Source organism: Ewingella americana ATCC 33852, from assembly GCF_000735345.1.
Taxonomy (GTDB): domain Bacteria; phylum Pseudomonadota; class Gammaproteobacteria; order Enterobacterales; family Enterobacteriaceae; genus Ewingella; species Ewingella americana.
In genome coordinates this window covers 60,620-79,803 of sequence record NZ_JMPJ01000069.1, presented here as the reverse complement: position 1 = coordinate 79,803, position 19,184 = coordinate 60,620, and the positions used below count along the sequence as shown (strand labels likewise).

The following is a 19,184-nucleotide window of genomic DNA, read 5'->3' as shown; positions in this document are numbered from 1 at the left end:
CCCTTACCCTTCGCCCAAGTACGCACGAATGACGTCTGGGTTATTACGAATTTCTGCCGGAGTACCCTGTGCCAGCGGCGTTCCCTGATTCACCACGTAAATGCGGTCTGAAATCCCCATCACCAACTTCATGTCATGTTCAATTAACAAAACTGACACCTTGTGCTGGTTACGCAGCTCGGCGATCAGCTGGTTTAGCTCTTCCGTTTCGCGCGGGTTAAGCCCAGCGGCGGGTTCGTCGAGCATTAGGATCTCCGGGCGCGTCACCATGCAACGGACGATTTCCAGTCGGCGCTGCTGACCATAGGCCAGATTCCCCGCCTGGCGGTTAGCCAGTTCGAGCAAACCGACGCGCTCCAGCCAGTCGGCGGCGCGGTCCAATGCTTCGGCCTCGGCTTTACGAAAGCCCGGCGTTTTAAACAGGCCAGCCAACATGCCGCTCTTAAGATGCTGATGCTGTGCCACCAGCAAGTTTTCAATCACGGTCATTTCGCGGAACAGGCGCACGTGCTGGAAAGTCCGCACCACGCCCATGCGGGCAATCTTCTGGCCCGGCAAACCTTCAAGATGCTGGTCGCGCAGCTTGATGGTGCCGCCGCTTGGCTTATAAAAACCGGTCAGGCAGTTAAACACCGTGGTTTTACCGGCACCGTTCGGGCCAATCAGCGAGACGATTTCGCCCTGATTGAGGTTTAACGCCACGTTGTTCACCGCCAGCAGGCCGCCAAAACGCATCATCAACCCTTCAACTGACAAGAGAGGTTGCTTACTCATGCTTGCTCTCCTTTGTCGGCGATTTGTCTTTTCGACAACTTCAATTTCAATTGCGGGCGTTTCATCGGCAACAGGCCCTGTGGACGCCAGATCATCATCAGAACCATCAATGCACCGAGCAGCAACATGCTGTATTCGTTCAAATCACGCATCAGTTCGCGCGACACCACCAGCAGGATAGCCGCCAGAATCACCGCAAACTGCGAGCCCATGCCGCCCAACACCACGATAGCCAGCACGAAGGCCGACTCGACGAAGGTGAAGGATTCCGGGCTGACGAAGCCCTGACGCGCGGCGAACAGCGTTCCGGCGAAACCGGCAAACGCGGCGCTGATAGTAAAGGCGGTGAGCTTGATGCGCGTCGGGTTAAGGCCCAGAGAGCGGCAGGCGATTTCATCTTCGCGCAGAGCTTCCCACGCGCGGCCCAGCGGCATGCGCAGCAGGCGATTAATGACAAACAAAGTCAGGACCACCAACAGCAGCGCCACCATATATAAGAAGATGATGCGGTCGCTCGGGTCATAGGCCACGCCGAAGAAGTTGCTGAAGGTGTCCCAGCCTCCGTCGCGCGCGGTGCGGCTAAACTCCAGCCCAAACAGCGTCGGTTTTGGAATTTGGCTAATGCCGTTCGGCCCGCCGGTAATGGAGGTGTTGTTCAGCAGCAGGATGCGGACAATCTCCCCAAAGCCGAGGGTGACGATCGCCAGATAGTCGCCGCGCAGCCTAAGCACCGGGAAACCGAGCAAGAAACCAAAGGCGGCGGAAACCAGACCGGCCAGCGGCAGCGCTTCCCAAAAACCGATGCCGTAATAGTGGTTGAGCAGCGCGTAGGTGTAGGCACCAATGGCGTAAAAACCGCCGTAGCCCAGTACCAGCAGGCCGGACAGCCCAACCACCACGTTCAGGCCGAGGCCAAGCATGATGTAGATGAGGGTCAGAGTGGCGATGTCCACCGTGCCGCGCGAGACAATAAAAGGCCACGCGATGGCGGCAATAATCAGTACCAGCGCCAGCAGTTTCTGCTTCGGCGTTGAACCATCAAAGCTCGGCAAGACGAAGCTTGGACCAGAGATTTTCTTCAGGCCGCTGCTCATCAGCGGGCGGAACAGTTGGAAGACGAACACCACGGCGCAGCCGATGGCAATCCACGTCCAGCGCACTTCTCCTGCGCCGTTCACCACCAGCTTGGTGCCATCAAGGCTCAGTTGCAGCCCCATGATAAAGGAGGCTAAAACCAGTAAAACGAAGGCGGAGAGCAGCGCGTTAAACAGGTTGAGATGCTTCATACTTTCTCAACCTCCGGGCGACCCAAGATGCCCGTTGGCAGCACCAGCAACACCACGATCAGCAGGGCAAACGACACCACGTCCTTGTATTCGGTGCTGAGATAGGCCGAGGTCAGGGCTTCGGCCACGCCTAAAATCAGGCCGCCAATCATCGCGCCCGGAATGCTACCAATGCCGCCGAGGACCGCAGCAGTAAAGGCTTTCATCCCCGCCATAAAGCCAATGTACGGGTTAATCACGCCGTAGAATTGCCCCAGCAGAACCCCCGCCACCGCCGCCATCAATGCGCCGATAACAAAGGTCAGGGAGATCACGCGGTCAGTGCTAATACCCAGCAGGCTGGCCATTTTCAAATCTTCGGCGCAGGCGCGACAGGCGCGGCCCATGCGGGAATAGCGGATAAACAGCGTCAGGGCTAGCATGGCGACAAAAGTCACAATCCAGATGATGAGCTGCATGGTGCTGATAGTCGCGGCAAAGCCGTTGGCGACGCCGAGCGTCCACTGGCCGGTGACCAAGCTTGGCAGCGCGAGGTCGCGCGAACCTTGGGTCAGGCTGACGTAGTTTTGCAGGAATATCGACATCCCGATGGCGGAGATCAGCGCAATCAGGCGTTTAGAATTTCGCACTGGCTTATAGGCCACGCGCTCAATACTCCAGCCGTAGGCACTGGAGATCACAATCGCAGCGATGAATCCGGCGCCGATCAGCAACCAGCTGGCATCGATCCCCATCATCATTAACGCGGCGATGACAATAAAGGAGACATAGCTGCCGATCATATACACCTCGCCGTGGGCGAAGTTGATCATGCCGATAATGCCGTAAACCATGGTGTAGCCAATGGCGATCAGCGCATAGGTGCTGCCCAACGTCACGCCGTTGAACATCTGCTGAATGAAATATAGGAACTGCTCTGACATACCCTATCCTTTTACTTCAAGGGTTTGATGACTGGTGCAACTCCCTCCCCGGCGAGGGGGAGGGAGCGAAGAACCACTTTGCTGCGGTTATTATTTAATTGGGGTAGAAGTGCCGTCTTTGTGCCATTCGAATACGCCGAACTCGAAGCCTTTCAGGTCGCCCTTCTCATCCCAGCTCAGCGGGCCCATCACGGTATCCACAGATTGAGATTTCAGGTTTTTGGCGATGTCAGCTGGTTCCATACTTCCGCTGCGTTCCATACCGGTAGTCAGAGCTTGCAGAGCGGCGTAAGTAGTCCAGACGAATGGGCCAGTTGGGTCCAGTTTCTTGGCTTTCAGCGCATCAACGATTGGCTGGTTAGCGGGAACTTGGTCATAGCGTTTTGGCAGCGTCACCAGCATGCCTTCAGAAGCGTCACCGGCGATGTTCGACAGAGAGGAGTTACCCACGCCTTCCGGGCCCATGAATTTAGCATTCAGGCCCGCTTGTTTTGACTGGCGCAGGATCTGGCCCATTTCCGGGTAGTAGCCGCCGAAATAAACGAAATCGACGTTCTCTTTCTTCAGACGCGCCACCAGCGTGGAGAAGTCTTTGTCGCCTGCGGTGATACCTTCGAACAGCACGACGTTGCCGCCATTTTTCTTCAGGCTATCTTGCACAGAGCGCGCCAGACCTTCGCCGTACTGCTGCTTGTCATGAACCACGGCAATGCGCTGCGGCTTGATAGTATTGAGGATGTATTTCGCCGCCGTTGGACCCTGGTCGGAGTCCAGACCGGTGGTGCGCATAATCAGCTTGTAGCCACGGGTAGTCAGGTCAGCGTTGGTTGCCGCCGGGGTGATCATCAGCACGCCTTCATCTTCATAGATGTCAGAAGCAGGCTGAGTAGAAGAAGAGCAGAGGTGACCGATAACGTAGCGGATACCGTCGTTAATCACTTTGTTGGCCACGGCCACGGCTTGTTTCGGGTCACAGGCGTCGTCATATTCCACGCCAACCAGTTTGTCACCCTTGATGCCACCTTTAGCATTGATATCAGCGATAGCTTGTTTTGCGCCGGTGAACTCCATGTCGCCGTATTGCGCTACCGGGCCTGACATGGCGCCAACGATGGCGACTTTGATGTCTTTCGCCACGGCGGCTTGGCTCATTGCCAGTGCGATACAGCCAGCCAGCAATACTTTTCCTGATTTCATATTCATCCTGCTACCCCATCTAATGATTTGTGATGTGTGTTTGTTGTGTTGTTTTGGCACTTCTCGCCTGCTTAAAATATCGTCACTTTAGAAATTTATTATAAGTTATAATATGTTAGCGGCTTATAGGGTCTTATTTTTAAATAAGACTTTATTTTTCATGCCATTAAACAGGAATATTCTGCTGCAAATCAAATGTCACAGTCAGAAACAAGAGGTGTAAACAGAATTTTATTTGGGTGTAAATGCGGCAATGCAACTCAGCGACAGCGGTTAACGCTGCCTTTATTGATTAAAGCCAACATTTATCGCTTATAGTTGGATCGCCGAAAAAGTTTTTGCTCTGTTACTGTACAAAAAAAGTTACGCGCCCCGCTGGCGGGCAATCCGCTATAATGTGCGCCTGTTTATTTGCCTGTTTGCCTCATGAAATTAACCATTCAAAAACTCGATTCGCTTAGTCCACAAGACGTGTTAGATCTGGAAAAAATCTGGCCGGAGCAATCCCCAGCCGAGTGGCAGAGCTGGCTCAGCGGCAACCGCGCCCTGTTCGCTGCAAAATTTAATGAGCGTCTGCTGGCGGCGGTTAAAGTCAGTCTGGAGGGTGAAAGTGCCGAAATGCAGGACTTACTGGTGCGCGAAGTGACGCGTCGCCGGGGCGTGGGCTTATATCTGGTAGAGGATACGCTGGCGCAGATGCCAGAAATCAGCCACTGGACGATGAAAGCTGCCGCCGAGCCGGTGCTTGATGCCTTTATGCTGGCCTGCAAATTCCATAAAACCGCCGATGGCTGGGAACGCAATCGCTAAGCGGCTTGAAAGCTGAAATTTAGGCATAAAAAAAGCGACCCGCAGGTCGCTTTTTCTTTATTTGCTGGAGTCCAGCTGCTGAAGTGCTGCTTAGGCTTCAATTGCCAGACGCAGTTTCTTCATCGCGTTCTTCTCAAGCTGACGAACACGCTCTGCGGAAACGCCGTACTTGTCGGCCAGCTCCTGCAAGGTGGTTTTGTTGTCGTCATCTAACCAGCGAGCGCGGATGATGTCCTGGCTGCGCTCGTCCAAACCTTCCATTGCATAGGTCAGTTTGTCGGTTGCGTCGCGATCCCAGTTATCTTCCTCAATGCTTTCTGCGAAGTCTGAACTCTTATCTTGCAGGTAAAGCATCGGAGCCATCGCGGCACCGTCGCGTGGTTCATCGTCAGGAGTCGGGTCAAACGTCATGTCCTGTGCGGCCATGCGTGATTCCATTTCCAGAACGTCTTTGCTGGTCACACCCAGCTCGCGAGCAACGTGCTCCACTTCGTCATGGCTGAACCAGCCCAGACGCTGTTTGTTTTTACGCAGGTTGAAGAACAACTTGCGCTGCGCCTTAGTGGTAGCGACTTTCACGATACGCCAGTTACGCAGCACGTATTCGTGAATCTCTGCTTTGATCCAGTGCACCGCGAAGGAGACCAGACGCACGCCCACTTCTGGGTTGAAGCGGCGAACCGCTTTCATCAGGCCGATGTTACCTTCTTGGATAAGGTCAGCCTGTGGCAGACCGTAGCCTGAATAGTTACGGGCGATGTGAGCAACAAAGCGCAGGTGAGACAGGATCAGATGTTTCGCTGCTTCCAGATCACCATCGTAATGCAGCCGTTCAGCCAGCGCCCGTTCTTCCTCTGCGGTGAGCATAGGATAAGTGTTGGCGGCCCGAATATAGGCTTCCAGACTACCTTGGGGAACTAATGCTAAAGTTTGCATTTCTTTTGTCATTCAAAGCCTCTCATGTATGACGTTATGCAGGTTTTATAATGCGTTGCTGCGGAGTGAATACCGCATTGCCCTAACGGCGTACTAACAAAAACAACGCAGAGCCCTTCATATTTACTGCTTTTCTGAATACTTCTTTTCTCACTCATCTTTGCTGCAAGCCTGGCGAGAGTCAGTGCGTCAATTCACCACCAGCGGGTAAATTTTTACCACACTCTAAGACCGCGAATTGCACGTAAAGTTCCTAATCTGCGCAATTGCAGCTTAGCGACTTTATGTGACGAACCGGCTACCGGATAGGGAATTCGTGCTTTCAGGGGAGGAAGAGATGTAAGACAAGATGTTGGAACGCTAAATCAGCTCTTCCCCTGCACAGGATCCTTTGCAGCAGGAGAAGAGTATATCAAAAAATCACTATTGTGGTGTAAATCGCCGTAAATGTTGTACGGTCGCCAGCCACGCGGCGATCCAGCCAATCATCGCGGAAATCAGCAGTAACAGCAGGCTTTCATCCCACGCGAGGCCGTGCAGGTCAAAGGTGGTGCCGAACACTTTCGCCACCTGCGTCACCACGCTTTCTAAGCGCAAGACCAAGGCTTCGGAAAGGATCAGTGACAGCAAGGCACCGCAGAAGCCAAGCATCGCGCCGCCGTTAAGGAAAGGCCGCAGGATAAAGCCGTCGGTCGCGCCGATAAGCTTCATCACGTTGATGGTGTCGCGGCGGCTGAAGATGCTTAACCGCACGCTATTGCCGATAACCAAGAACACCGCAACAATCATCAGCACGCCAATCATCGCCGCCACCTGCCCGACAAGGCCGGTGAGGGCTGCCAGCCTTGCAAACCAGCTGTCATCCATTCGCACTTCATCAACGCCCTGCACGGCCGCCACGCGGTCGCGTAAGGTGTTGAGCGTGTTGGAGTCTTGGAAGTTCATCTTCGGCGTGATGATCGCCACGGCAGGCAGTGGATTCTGCTCCAGCATGTCCATCGCGCCGCCAAAGCCAGACCAGTTGCGGAACTCGCCCATGGCTTCATCGCGTGACAAGTAGTTGACCTTGTCGACGCCCGCCTCAGCTTTCAATGCCTTAATGACATTCTCGGCCGCGTTGTCATCCAGCGCTTTGTCGAGGTAAACCGTCAGTTGCGGCGTCGGGTACCACTGCTCGGCGGCGGTACTGACGTTCTTCCATACTAAGTAGCAGACGCTCGGCAGCGTCAGGGAAATCGCGATCACCATGATAGTCAGCAGTGTTGCCAGCGGCTGGCGCATCATATCGGCCAAGGCGTTCATCCACGCATAGCGCCACTGCTCGCGCCAGCCGCCCTGTAGGGCTTTGCTTTTCGCGGCGCGTGCGCTTTTGGCTGTTTTGGTCGGATTAGGGCTATTGGCCATAATGCGTGCCTCCCGCCATACGCCCCTGACTCAGGGTCAGAGTACGGTAGTTACGACGGGCAATCAGTGCCATATCATGAGTTGCCATTAAAACGGTCACGCCTACACGGTTGAATTCTTCAAACAAACGCAAAATGCCTTCAGACAGCGCATCGTCGAGGTTACCGGTCGGTTCATCGGCCAGTAATACCGCAGGTTTATTTACCACGGCGCGGGCAATGCCGACGCGCTGCTGTTCACCACCGGAGAGTTGGATCGGGAAGTTCTTCGCTTTGTCGAGCAGCCCCACTTTGTCCAAAGCGGCAGAGACGCGACGGCGAATATCTTCACTGCTGGCTCCGGCGATGATCAGCGGCATCGCCACATTGTCATACACCGTGCGGTCCATCAGCAGGTGGTGGTCCTGAAAAATCATGCCAATCTGGCGACGCAAAAACGGCACTTCGCTGGCTCTAAGGCGGCTAATGTCGTGGCCGCCAAACAAAATGTGTCCGGCGCTCGGGCGTTCAATCCCACATATCAATTTCAGCAGGGTACTTTTACCCGCGCCGGAATGACCTGTCAGGAAAGCCATCTCAGCTTGCTGGATGTGAAAATCGACGCCTTGCAGCGCCTGTCGCCCGCCTAGATAAGCTTTACTGACCTGTTCAAAGCGAATCATCCGTATTAATCCTCTCGGGCAAAAAGTGCCTCAATAAAATCGTCAGCCTTAAATGGCCGTAAATCTTCGATGCCTTCACCTACCCCGATGTATCGGATAGGAATTTCAAACTGATCGGCGATAGCGAAGATAACCCCGCCTTTGGCAGTACCGTCCAGTTTAGTCAAAGTAATACCGGTCAGACCCACGGCTTCATTGAATAATTTTGCCTGACTTACCGCATTCTGGCCGGTGCTGGCATCGAGCGTCAGCATAACCTCATGAGGGGCGTCTTCGTCCAGTTTTTTCATGACGCGGACAATCTTCTTCAGCTCTTCCATCAGGTGCGATTTATTCTGCAAACGCCCGGCGGTGTCGGCGATCAAAACGTCGATCCCACGGGCCTTGGCGGCCTGAATGGCGTCGAAAATCACCGAGGCGGAATCTGCGCCAGTGTGCTGAGCAATCACCGGGATCTTGTTGCGCTGGCCCCACACTTGCAGCTGTTCAACTGCCGCCGCGCGGAAGGTGTCGCCCGCCGCCAGCATCACCGATTTGCCTTCGGCTTCAAACTGGCGCGCCAATTTACCGATAGTGGTGGTTTTGCCGACGCCGTTTACGCCAACCATCAGAATGACATACGGGCTTTTGCCACTGACATCCAGCGGTTGATCAACTTTGGCGAGAATTTCGGACATTTCTTCCTTCAGCTTGCCGTACAGCGCGTCCGCGTCTTTCAACTGCTTGCGGCTGGCGTGTTCGGTCAGCGAAGTGATGATTTTTCGTGTGGTTTCGACACCCACGTCGGCGACGATCAGCTGCTCTTCCAGCTCCTCGAACAGATCGTCATCGATCTTCTTGCCGCGGAACAGGCTGATAAAGCCTGAGCCAAGATTTTGCTTAGTTTTGACCAGACTGCGCTTAAGACGGGCGAAGAAGCCCTCTTTGGTCGGGCGATCTTGCTCGGTTTCGCTGGCTGGCAGGGTGATGATAGGTTCCAGCGCGACAGGCAGCGGCTCTTCTTCCGCCAGCTCTTTGGCAACGACGGCATCGTCGATGGTGTCGATATCGTCTTGATGCTGGTCAGCGGCGATTTCTTCAGCAGATTCAACGAATTCGTCTTCCACCAACTCTGCATGCTGCTCGACGGCAACCTGCTCGGTGACGGCAACAATCTCTTCTGCCAGTTCTTCGGCGGCTAAATCTTTGGCAACGGCTTCTTCTGCGGACACTTCATCAAGAACCGGCTCGGCAGGGAGTTCATGCACTGGCTCATAGATAGGTTCGATTTCCACCGCAGCTTCGGCGCTGGTGGTGGTGTCCCACTCGCCGGGATGCTCTTCGACCGGAACGCCGGGCGCTTCTACCGATTGCGCTTCTGCTGGCTGAGCTTCTTCTTGCTGAACGTCTTCATGCAGAGGTTCTTCATGCGGCAAGCTGTCTGAGGAAGGGGATTCAACAACCGGTTCCGGCTGTTCAATGTGAGCTTCTTGTTCCTGCGTTTCGGTTTTTTGCTGCTCTTCTTCCTGACGGCCACGCCCGAACCAGGAGAAAAAACCGCGTTTTTTATCTTTTGCCATTTTACAACTTCACTCCTCGCCGTTAATTCAGGGCGAACGGATTGTTAATAGGATAATACCTTGCAGTCTATCACTTTCCACCCGCCCCCTACACACCCGCGTATTGATTTACGGAGAGTATTCAATCAGGAATGTTAAATGTTTCCCCAACGGCGGCACACCAGTAGAATAGCGGCAACTGATTTACTAGCGCGCTGCACTGACGGCGTAATACTGAAGCGAAATATGGCGAAAAAACCTAATACCGCCGCCGCAGGTCAAATTCGACTGATTGGCGGCCAGTGGCGCGGGCGCAAATTACCGGTGCCGAACAGCCCCGGCCTGCGTCCGACTACCGATCGCGTGCGCGAAACGTTATTTAACTGGCTGGCGCCGATGATTCAAGGAGCACGCTGTCTGGACTGCTTCGCAGGCAGCGGCGCGCTGGGTATCGAAGCCCTCTCCCGCTATGCAGGAAGCGCCACCCTGCTGGAGTTCGAACGCCCGGTTGCTCAGCAATTGGAGAAGAACTTGGCAGTGCTCAATGCCAAAGACGCCACGGTGGTGAACACCAACGCGTTGAATTGGCTGGCTAGGAGCGGCACGCCCTTTGATATCGTGTTTATCGACCCGCCTTTCCGCAAAGGCATTTTGCTAGAAACGTTGACCTTGCTGGAACAGCAGGGCTGGCTGGCTGATGAAGCCTGGATTTATGTCGAAGCGGAAGTCGAGCACGGTGCAATCCCAGTGCCTGCGGGCTGGCGTCTGCATCGTGAAAAAGTCGCCGGGCAAGTGGCTTACCGTTTGTACCATCGAGATATTACGCCGAACGCTGGCGAAGAAGATTCTGAACAGGAGCAGTAATATGTTAATTAACGTGGGTCGCTTGTTGATGCTGTGCATCTGGGCATTTTTGCTGATGAATATCATTCATCCGTTTCCAAAACCGATGAAGTATTTCCTCGACGTCGCCATGGTGTTCATGTTCTTCATGCACGGCCTGCAAATCATGCTGCTGAAAGCCACCCAAGGTAAAGATCAGAACAAGATTGGTGGCTGGCTCCAGCTGCGCATCTTCCTGTTTGGCGTGTTCGAGCTGCTGGCATGGCAGAAAAAGCAGCCACCGCTGCCGCCGAAGAAGTAATCATTTCAACAGGTTATCGCTTTTGTGTGCCATCATCTGCCGCGAAAGCGATAAACCTTGTCCCTTTCACCTGCAAGACTCCCTTCTGGCCCTTCGCCAAGCCGTCGTAATCTTTCATTTCGATTTTTAACTTTATCTCACTGCCACCGGCCAGAGGCTTGAAGTAGGCTTCATAGTTGCGGTCTTCCACCGGGATCTCCTCCCTCTGGCGCGAACGACGATTAGGGGAGAGATAGTCCCGTTTAGCCGTCACTTCCACGGCAATTTCTTTCAGCGGAGCCGCATCGTTATCCGCATTTTCACGGCGCTGGTGCAGGTATTGGCGGGTGGCGAAAAAGGCAATCACCACCAAAACCAGCAGGAAAATCATCGGCGGTTTGCTCATGGTTCAGGTTTCTTCTCTGATGATGGGAACAGTTTTGTTCCGTCACTTTAGCGGCAAATGTAGGGCAATTGCACTAATGCGCGGTGGATTCTGATTGTCGGCGAGGCGCGCTGTCTCCTACACTGAAATCAACACAGGACGGTTTCCTGACAGGCAGATGTTAGCCTGAGTTTTATTTAAAAAAAGGATAAACAATGAGTTGGCCATTTCTTGCCGTATTTTTCTCTGGCTGGTTATACGTTGATGCCAGCTATCGTGGTCCGCGCTGGCAGCGCTGGCTGTTCAAACCCGTCACCTTATTACTGCTGCTGCTTTTAGCCTGGCAAGCGCCGGAGCTGAATGTTTATAGCTATCTGATCTTACTGGGTCTGGCGGCCACGCTGGTGGCAGACGGCCTGTTGCTGCTGCCAGAGGAGCGATTCCTCTACGCCATCGGCGCCTTCTTCCTGTCGCATCTGCTCTATACCCTGAGCTTTGCTAGCCAGATGACGCTGACCTTCTTCTGGCCGCTGCCGTTGGCGCTGATTGTGATTGGCGTGGTGCTGCTGGCGGTTATCTGGTCGCGGCTGGCGGAGCTGCGCTGGGCGGTGTCGACCTACATCGCCATGACGCTGTTAATGGTGTGGCTGGCGGGCGAGCAGTATTTCGCGCGCAGCACCGATCTGGCTTTCTCACTGCTGTGCGGCACCATGCTGCTGTTACTCGGCAACGTGTTCTGGCTGGTGAGCCGCTATCGCTTCAAGTTCAAAGCGGCGGACGCGCTGGTCGCAGCCTGCTATTTCGGCGGTCACTTCCTGATTGTTCGCTCGCTCTACCTCTAATCCTCTGCGCGGGGCCGCTTGGCTCCGCCTTTTCACTTCTCCTGTAACTTCCTGCCCTGTAACTTCCTACGCTTTTTCTTCTTGACCTTGGAGTTGACTCCAAGGATTAGACTGTCGGCAATCCCACTCTGTTTCGACAGGAGGCAGTATGTTACAACCACAAAAACACGCCACCAGCCGTTGCGGCTGCGCGTCTGACAAATGCGGCAAGCCAACAACCATGCTGCGCATTAATAAAATCAGTGAAAAAGCCCACAGCGAGCCGCACCCGGCGAACTGCTGTAGCGATAAAGCGCCGCTCGCGGCCTCGGCTTGCTGCGCATCAGAAAGCTGTGCAACACAACCCAGTGAGCACTCACCAACTTCTACAGACGACGGCGGCGGAACGGCCGACGAAGAGAGCGATCCCAGCGGGCTAGGCCAGCAATTAAGCTGGAAAGTGTCCGGCATGGACTGCCCTGCCTGCGCCCGCACCATTGAAACCGCAGTGAATAAGATAACCGGCGTGAATAGCGTTAAGGTTCAATTCTCTACCGAAAAACTGCTGGTGAACGCCACCACGGACATCTCCCCGCAAGTCCAACAAGCCGTGACGGATGCCGGTTTTACCCTGCAATCCCTGAATTCACAGTCTGCGTCGGCCCAAGCCGCCCCGGAGAAAACCCCCTCTTTCTTAAAAGAGTATGCGCCACTGCTGGTGCTGGTCGTCCTGATGGCAGTGAGCTGGGCCTTGAGCAAAGCCAGTCCGCGTCTGGGAGAGATAGCCTTCGTCGCCACTACGCTGGTCGGACTGTGGCCAGTGCTGCGTCAGGCGATTCGCTCCACGCGCTCCGGCTCGCCTTTTACCATTGAAACCCTGATGAGCGTCGCCGCGCTCGGCGCGTTGTTTATCGGCGCGACGGCCGAAGCCGCGATGGTGCTGCTGCTGTTTATGATTGGCGAGCGGCTGGAAGGATTTGCCGCGAATCGCGCGCGCAGCGGTGTGAAATCGCTGATGGCGCTGATCCCCGATAGCGCGATGAAAGTGGTCGCAGGCACGCCCGTCAGCGTTCCGGTAAGCGAACTGCGCCCCGGCGATGTGATTGAAGTTGCCGCAGGTGGGCGCTTGCCGACCGACGCCCTGCTGCTCGACAGCGCGGCCAGCTTTGATGAAAGCGCCCTGACCGGCGAGTCCGTTCCGGTCGAACGCCAGCCCGGCGAGAAAATCCCCGCCGGTAGCCTGTGCGTCGACCGCGTAGCAAGGCTGAGCGTGGCGTCAGCGCCGGGTGCCAGCGCCATTGACCGTATTCTGCAACTGATTGAAGAAGCCGACGAGCGCCGCGCGCCCATTGAACGCTTCCTCGACACCTTCAGCCGTTACTACACGCCAGCCATCATGCTGATGTCGCTGCTGGTGATTTTGATCCCGCCGCTGGCGATGGGTCTGCCGTGGGAAACCTGGATTTATCGCGGCCTGACGCTGCTATTGATTGGTTGCCCGTGCGCGCTGGTGATCTCCACTCCGGCGGCCATTACCTCCGGGTTGGCGGCGGCCACTCGACAGGGCGCGCTGATTAAAGGCGGCGCGGCGCTGGAGCAGTTAGCCGTGATTCAAGCCGTGGCGCTGGATAAAACCGGCACCCTGACCGAAGGTAAGCCAGAAGTCACCGACGTTCAGACGTTCGACGGCGTGAGCGATAACGAGATGCTGAGTCTGGCGGCAGCAGTGGAAGCGGGTTCGCATCACCCGCTGGCACTGGCCATTATCAACCGCGCGGCTGAGGAGAACTCCCTGACGCTCAACGCGCAAGACCGTCGCGCCTTGGCGGGATCTGGTGTCGAAGGGGTCGTTTCCGGCAAGAAGGTTCAGGTTTTAGCGCCGAAGCATCTGGCGAGTGAAAACGTCACCGAAGAGCGCCTGCGCCAAATCGCCGAATGGGAATCAGCGGGCAAAACCGTGGTTGCCGTGCTGCAAGAGGGTAAGGCTATCGGCCTGATCGCCATGCAGGACAAGCTGCGCGACGACGCCGTGAGCGCGCTGGCCGAGCTGAAAGCGCTGGGAGTCTCTGCCGTCATGCTGACCGGCGATAACCCGCGTGCCGCCAAAACCATTGCCGTTCGACTGGGCATTGATTATCGCGCCGGGCTGCTGCCAGCCGATAAAGTCGACGCGGTGACCGCGCTGAACGCCAAGTACCCGACAGCAATGGTGGGGGATGGTATCAATGACGCACCGGCCATGAAGGCGGCGCGGATTGGTATTGCGATGGGCAGCGGGACCGACGTGGCGCTGGAAACGGCAGATGCCGCGCTAACCCACAATCGCCTGAGTGGTCTGGCGGAGATGATTAAGCTGTCGCGCGCCACCCGCGCCAATATTCGCCAGAACATCACCATTGCACTTGGGCTGAAGGCGATTTTCCTAGTGACGACACTGATGGGGTTAACCGGACTGTGGCTGGCGGTGCTGGCTGACTCTGGGGCAACCGCGCTGGTCACCGCCAACGCGTTGCGCCTACTGCGCAAGCAGAAACAGTAAGCAGTTACTCCGGCAGGAGAAGCCCTTTCGCCAGCAAATAGCGGTACGGCAGTTGTTCGGTGTCGGCCGCTAGCAAAGTATGTTCCATAAAACGGCAGAAACCCGGAATGTCGCGGGTGGTCGCGGGGTCATCCGCGATCACCAGCAGGGTTTCGCCGTCTTTCATGCCACGCACCGTTTTACGCACCATCATCACGGGCTCGGGGCAGCGCAAACCTAACGCATCTAACTGGTGGTCAGGATTCAAAAAGGGATCATTCATGGTCTGTCTCACGTCTTGGGCACGGCCAACGCCGCCGCGCTTTGAAGGATGACGAGTATACGCCGCAGATTTTCAGGAGCAACCTGCGCCAACGATTGCGCTAAAATTAACCATTGCATTAGCTGCCTAAACAGTTAACATGCGCGCCGCGCGCTTTATTATGAGTTCATTGACAGAGTGAATTCACAAAACAGTCGCGCACCTATAACCGAAAAACATTGGGTTCCCTCACCCCAATCAACAACACTCGACATCATGCGTTGCCGCCAAAGGCGTCAGCGAGCAGATGCAGGGTATAAAAAGGCCACAATCTATGTATTCGTTCACAGAGCAACAGCGCTTTAATGCGTTGATATGGCTATCTTTATTCCATATCGCCATCATCACTTCCAGTAACTATCTGGTACAGCTGCCGGTTTCCGCTTTCGGCCTGCACACCACTTGGGGTGCTTTCACCTTCCCGTTCATCTTTCTGGCAACCGACCTGACCGTGCGTATTTTTGGCGCGCCGCTGGCTCGTCGCATTATTTTGTCGGTCATGATGCCCGCGCTGGTGATCTCCTACGTGATTTCCGCCCTGTTCTTTGAAGCACAGTGGCAAGGGTTTGAAGCCTTGAGCAGCGTCAACATCATGGTTGCCCGTATCGCCACCGCCAGCTTTATGGCTTACGTGCTGGGGCAGATCCTCGACGTGCACGTCTTCAACCGTCTGCGCCAGATGCGCCGCTGGTGGATTGCGCCCGCCGCCGCCATGTTCTTGGGCAACATCAGCGACACCCTGTCGTTCTTCTTTATCGCCTTCTACAAAAGCAGCAATGCTTTTATGGCCGACCACTGGGTGGAGATCGCGATGGTGGATTACGCCTTCAAAGTGCTGATCTGTCTGGTGTTCTTCTTGCCAATGTACGGCGTGCTGCTCAATATGCTGCTCAAACGCCTGTCGCAGAGCGGCCATGACGCGCGATTTCCACTGAGTTCACACTAATCGCAAGCGACACAAATCAAGGCATAATCTGACTTGCATTTATCAAGGGAATGGGTTGCCATACATATAGTTAAATCAAGAATCTATGGCGCGTTAAAATCAAAGGATGCCTTATGCGTAACTTAGTGAAATTTGCAGGAATGGCGGTGCTGATTGCAGGTCTTGCGGCTTGCGATGGAAATACCAGCGATAAAGCCGCTGCCGACAAGGGCGCGCCTGCGGCGGCTGCCAGCACCACGGCGGTGCCGGTAAGCCTGCTCGACGGCAAAGTGACCTTCTCCCTGCCACAGGGAATGAGTGACCAGAGCGGCAAGCTCGGCAGTCAGGCCAACAATATGCACGTTTACGCTGACAAAACTGGCCAGAAAGCGGTGATTGTTATTCTTGGCGACAACACCACTGAGTCGCTGGAAGTGCTGGCAACTCGCCTGCAAGACCAGCAGCGCGCGCGTGATACCAACCTGCAAGTGGTGACCAATAAGTCGATTCAGGTCAACGGGCAGACGTTGCAGCAGTACGACAGCATCATCTCTTCAGCAGGTCAGCAAGCCTACTCTTCCATCATTTTGGGCAAAGTAGACGACCATCTGCTGACCATTCAAATCTCTCTGCCAGCCGATAACCAGCAGCAGGCGCAAACCGACGCTGAAGCTATTATCAATACGCTGAAAGTCCAGTAAGTCAGATTGAGAATTGCCAGAGCGGGGCTTATTGCCCCGCTTTTTACTTTCCAGCTCCCGAGTTCCTGTCACCCCTCCTCACACTAAAACATTACCCTCTCTATGGACTTATTCGCGCAAAAACGAATAAAACCGCGCCACGGTGAATTTCTGCGCAGCTTAAAACCCAGAAATGTGATCTTCGTCGGCTAAAATGGGCTATTACGTATTTCCAATTGTTAATCAATCCCGCAAAATCCGCCTCCTGTTTCATAAAACTGTAACAATTCTGTCATCTATCACAGTTCGCATACGCGCATATCGCTAGCATGGCGTTCGTTATAGAACATGAAAGGTTCAGTTTTATCGCCAGTCGCTCATGAGAGTGGCTCTGATCTATGCCATTGGAGGCGTTTATGCTCAGTATCTTTAAGCCCGCAGCCCATAAGGCTCCCGTGGCAGACGACCATGTTGATCCCCTTTACCGCCGCCTGCGTTGGCAGATCTTCATGGGGATTTTCTTCGGCTACGCCGCGTACTATCTGGTGCGCAAAAACTTCGCGCTGGCCATGCCTTATCTGATTGATCAAGGTTTCACCCGTGGTGACCTCGGTTTTGCCCTGTCCGGTATCTCCATCGCCTACGGTATTTCGAAATTCATCATGGGTTCGGTTTCTGACCGTTCCAACCCGCGCGTTTTCCTGCCAGCGGGCCTGATACTGGCGGCGGCGGTGATGCTGTTCATGGGCTTCGTGCCTTGGGCTACTTCCAGTATCGCCATTATGTTTGTGCTGCTGTTCCTTTGTGGATGGTTCCAAGGTATGGGCTGGCCGCCGTGCGGGCGCACCATGGTTCACTGGTGGTCTCAGAAAGAGCGCGGGCAGATTGTGTCGGTGTGGAACTGCGCGCATAACGTCGGTGGTGGTATCCCTCCGCTGCTGTTCCTGCTGGGTATGGCGTGGTTTAACGACTGGAAAGCCGCGCTGTATATGCCTGCTTTCGCGGCTATCGCGCTGGCGGTTTTCGCTTTCATCACTATGCGAGACACCCCGCAATCCTGCGGCCTGCCGCCGATTGAAGAATACAAAAACGACTATCCGCCGGACTACGACAAAGAGAAGTCCGAGGAAGAGCTGACCACCAAGCAGATCTTCATGCAGTACATCTTGCCGAACAAGCTGCTGTGGTACATCGCCCTCGCCAACGTGTTCGTTTACCTGCTGCGCTACGGCATCCTCGACTGGTCACCGACCTATCTGAAAGAGGTGAAGCACTTCGCGCTGGATAAGTCCTCTTGGGCCTACTTCCTCTACGAATATGCCGGTATTCCGGGCACCCTGCTTTGCGGCTGGATGTCGGACAAAGTGTTTAAAGGCAACCGTGGCGCGACCGGCGTGTTCTTCATGGTGCTGGTGACTATCGCCACCGTGGTGTACTGGCTGAACCCAGTGGGCAACCCGGGCATCGACATGGCCTGTATGATCACCATCGGCTTCCTGATTTACGGCCCGGTGATGTTGATTGGTCTGCACGCGCTGGAACTGGCTCCGAAGAAAGCGGCGGGTACCGCGGCGGGCTTCACCGGCCTGTTCGGTTATCTGGGAGGTTCAGTGGCGGCGAGCGCGATTGTTGGCTATACCGTTGACTACTTCGGCTGGGATGGCGGCTTTATGGTGATGATTGGCGGCTGCGTGCTGGCGGTTATCCTGTTGATTATGACTATGTTGAGCGAGAACAAACACAAAGCAAACCTAGCAAAAGGAGCATAACGGATGAACCGTTTAACTAAGATAGTAAAAGGCACCCTGTTGGCGAGTTTGATTGCCACGTCTTGTTACGCCAGCGCGGCCGAGCCGATTGTTATCGCGCATCGCGGTGCCAGCGGCTATCTGCCGGAACATACCCTGCCAGCGAAAGCCATGGCTTACGCACAGGGCGCTAACTTCCTTGAGCAGGACTTGGTAATGACTAAAGACGACCAGCTGGTCGTCTTACATGACCACTATTTGGATCGCGTCACTGATGTCGCCCAGCGCTTCCCGAACCGGGCGCGTAAAGATGGCCGCTACTACGCCATCGACTTCACGCTGGCGGAAATCAAATCGCTGAAATTCACCGAAGGCTTTGATATTAAAGACGGCAAGCAGGTGCAAACCTATCCGGGGCGTTTCCCGATGGGCAAGTCTGATTTCCGCGTCCACACCTTCCAGGAAGAGATTGAATTCGTTCAGGGTCTGAACCATTCAACCGGCAAAAACGTCGGGATTTACACCGAGATCAAAGCGCCGTGGTTCCACCGTCAGGAAGGTAAGGACATCTCCGCCAAGGTGCTTGAAGTGCTCAAACAGTACGGCTACACCAGCAAAAGCAGCAATGTCTATCTGCAATGCTTCGACCCGAACGAGCTGAAACGCATTAAGAATGAGCTTGAGCCGAAAATGGGCATGGACCTGAAGCTGGTTCAGCTGATCGCCTACACCAAGTGGGATGAGACGCAGGAGCAGAAAGACGGCAAGTGGGTGAACTACAATTACGATTGGATGTTCAAGCCGGGCGCGATGAAGAAGATTGCCGAGTACGCCGACGGTATCGGGCCTGACTACCACATGCTGGTGGAAACCGACTCCACGCCGGACAACGTGAAGCTGACGCCAATGACGGCGGAAGCGCACGCCAGCAACATGGTGGTGCATCCGTTTACCGTTCGCGCCGATGATCTGCCAAAGTACGCCAAAAACGTCGACTCGCTGTATAAGATCCTTTATCAGCAAGCCCACGTCGACGGCCTGTTCACTGACTTCCCGGACAAAGCGGTGAGTTATTTAGAACACCAGCAGACTCAGCCACAGCAGTAAAACGCCATTAAAAAGCGGGCAAGGTT

At 55.0% G+C, this 19,184-nt stretch carries 19 protein-coding genes; 9 read left to right on the top strand and 10 right to left on the bottom strand.

Annotated features, from left to right (window positions below; genetic code table 11):
• Positions 1–3 precede the first annotated feature (3 nt).
• From livG to GEAM_RS19280, 4 genes are all read right to left on the bottom strand, one after another.
• On the bottom strand, positions 4–774 hold the full coding sequence (gene livG / locus GEAM_RS19295; protein WP_034794859.1) for a high-affinity branched-chain amino acid ABC transporter ATP-binding protein LivG: 771 nt from the start codon (positions 772–774) through the stop codon (positions 4–6).
• Complete coding sequence (locus GEAM_RS19290) at positions 771–2,060, bottom strand: high-affinity branched-chain amino acid ABC transporter permease LivM (RefSeq protein WP_034794857.1); 1,290 nt, start codon at positions 2,058–2,060, stop codon at positions 771–773. Before GEAM_RS19290 ends, livG begins: the two co-directional genes overlap by 4 nt.
• Positions 2,057–2,983 (bottom strand): high-affinity branched-chain amino acid ABC transporter permease LivH, encoded by a 927-nt coding sequence (gene livH, locus GEAM_RS19285; RefSeq protein WP_034794855.1) that lies wholly within the window; start codon positions 2,981–2,983, stop codon positions 2,057–2,059. The genes GEAM_RS19290 and livH overlap by 4 nt, the downstream gene beginning before the upstream one ends.
• 90 nt (positions 2,984–3,073) lie before the next feature.
• On the bottom strand, positions 3,074–4,186 hold the full coding sequence (locus tag GEAM_RS19280; protein WP_034794854.1) for a branched-chain amino acid ABC transporter substrate-binding protein: 1,113 nt from the start codon (positions 4,184–4,186) through the stop codon (positions 3,074–3,076).
• A gap of 420 nt (positions 4,187–4,606) precedes the next feature.
• Between GEAM_RS19280 and panM the strand changes: the two genes are divergently transcribed.
• Positions 4,607–4,990, top strand: a complete 384-nt coding sequence (gene panM / locus GEAM_RS19275) for an aspartate 1-decarboxylase autocleavage activator PanM (protein WP_034794852.1) — start codon at positions 4,607–4,609, stop codon at positions 4,988–4,990.
• A gap of 90 nt (positions 4,991–5,080) precedes the next feature.
• Here panM and rpoH read toward each other — a convergent pair whose 3' ends face one another.
• The 4 genes from rpoH to ftsY all read right to left on the bottom strand — a co-directional run bounded on the left by rpoH (position 5,081) and on the right by ftsY (position 9,550).
• Positions 5,081–5,938 carry an RNA polymerase sigma factor RpoH gene (gene rpoH / locus GEAM_RS19270; protein WP_034794850.1) on the bottom strand — a complete coding sequence of 286 codons (858 nt, stop codon included), beginning with the start codon at positions 5,936–5,938 and terminating at the stop codon, positions 5,081–5,083.
• A gap of 411 nt (positions 5,939–6,349) precedes the next feature.
• Entirely contained in the window at positions 6,350–7,330 is a 981-nt protein-coding gene (ftsX, locus tag GEAM_RS19265; RefSeq protein WP_034794849.1) for a permease-like cell division protein FtsX, read from the bottom strand.
• Entirely contained in the window at positions 7,320–7,991 is a 672-nt protein-coding gene (ftsE, locus tag GEAM_RS19260) for a cell division ATP-binding protein FtsE (RefSeq protein WP_034794847.1), read from the bottom strand. The genes ftsX and ftsE overlap by 11 nt, the downstream gene beginning before the upstream one ends.
• 5 nt (positions 7,992–7,996) lie before the next feature.
• A complete protein-coding gene (gene ftsY, locus GEAM_RS19255; RefSeq protein ID WP_034794844.1) occupies positions 7,997–9,550 on the bottom strand; it encodes a signal recognition particle-docking protein FtsY in 1,554 nt (517 codons plus the stop codon).
• 225 nt (positions 9,551–9,775) lie between these two features.
• On the opposite strand from ftsY, the gene rsmD reads away from it, so the two are divergent.
• Entirely contained in the window at positions 9,776–10,393 is a 618-nt protein-coding gene (rsmD, locus tag GEAM_RS19250) for a 16S rRNA (guanine(966)-N(2))-methyltransferase (protein WP_034794840.1), read from the top strand.
• 1 nt (position 10,394) lies between these two features.
• Positions 10,395–10,673 (top strand): DUF1145 family protein, encoded by a 279-nt coding sequence (locus tag GEAM_RS19245; protein WP_034794836.1) that lies wholly within the window; start codon positions 10,395–10,397, stop codon positions 10,671–10,673.
• A 13-nt stretch (positions 10,674–10,686) separates the two neighbouring features.
• On the opposite strand, the gene GEAM_RS19240 is transcribed toward GEAM_RS19245, so the two are convergent.
• Positions 10,687–11,058, bottom strand: coding sequence for a DUF2500 domain-containing protein (locus GEAM_RS19240; protein WP_034794835.1), 372 nt, complete (start codon positions 11,056–11,058; stop codon positions 10,687–10,689).
• Positions 11,059–11,252: 194 nt separating this feature from the next.
• On the opposite strand from GEAM_RS19240, the gene GEAM_RS19235 reads away from it, so the two are divergent.
• Together GEAM_RS19235 and GEAM_RS19230 are read left to right on the top strand one after the other, a co-directional pair.
• Positions 11,253–11,879 (top strand): lysoplasmalogenase, encoded by a 627-nt coding sequence (locus GEAM_RS19235; RefSeq protein ID WP_034794834.1) that lies wholly within the window; start codon positions 11,253–11,255, stop codon positions 11,877–11,879.
• Positions 11,880–12,027: 148 nt separating this feature from the next.
• On the top strand, positions 12,028–14,397 hold the full coding sequence (locus GEAM_RS19230) for a zinc/cadmium/mercury/lead-transporting ATPase (RefSeq protein WP_034794833.1): 2,370 nt from the start codon (positions 12,028–12,030) through the stop codon (positions 14,395–14,397).
• A 4-nt stretch (positions 14,398–14,401) separates the two neighbouring features.
• Here GEAM_RS19230 and tusA read toward each other — a convergent pair whose 3' ends face one another.
• The gene (gene tusA, locus GEAM_RS19225) at positions 14,402–14,659 is read right to left on the bottom strand and encodes a sulfurtransferase TusA (protein ID WP_034794832.1); all 258 of its coding nucleotides are present in this window, start codon (positions 14,657–14,659) and stop codon (positions 14,402–14,404) included.
• Positions 14,660–14,972: 313 nt separating this feature from the next.
• Here tusA and GEAM_RS19220 point away from each other — a divergent pair, with 313 nt between their 5' ends.
• The 4 genes from GEAM_RS19220 (at position 14,973) to glpQ (ending at position 19,158) form a co-directional block, all read left to right on the top strand.
• Positions 14,973–15,644, top strand: coding sequence for a 7-cyano-7-deazaguanine/7-aminomethyl-7-deazaguanine transporter (locus GEAM_RS19220; RefSeq protein ID WP_034794831.1), 672 nt, complete (start codon positions 14,973–14,975; stop codon positions 15,642–15,644).
• Between the two features lie 113 nt (positions 15,645–15,757).
• Positions 15,758–16,324, top strand: coding sequence for a DcrB family lipoprotein (locus tag GEAM_RS19215; RefSeq protein ID WP_034794830.1), 567 nt, complete (start codon positions 15,758–15,760; stop codon positions 16,322–16,324).
• Between the two features lie 395 nt (positions 16,325–16,719).
• A complete protein-coding gene (gene glpT / locus GEAM_RS19210) occupies positions 16,720–18,072 on the top strand; it encodes a glycerol-3-phosphate transporter (protein WP_034794829.1) in 1,353 nt (450 codons plus the stop codon).
• Between the two features lie 3 nt (positions 18,073–18,075).
• Positions 18,076–19,158, top strand: coding sequence for a glycerophosphodiester phosphodiesterase (gene glpQ, locus GEAM_RS19205; protein ID WP_034794827.1), 1,083 nt, complete (start codon positions 18,076–18,078; stop codon positions 19,156–19,158).
• Positions 19,159–19,184 lie beyond the last annotated feature (26 nt).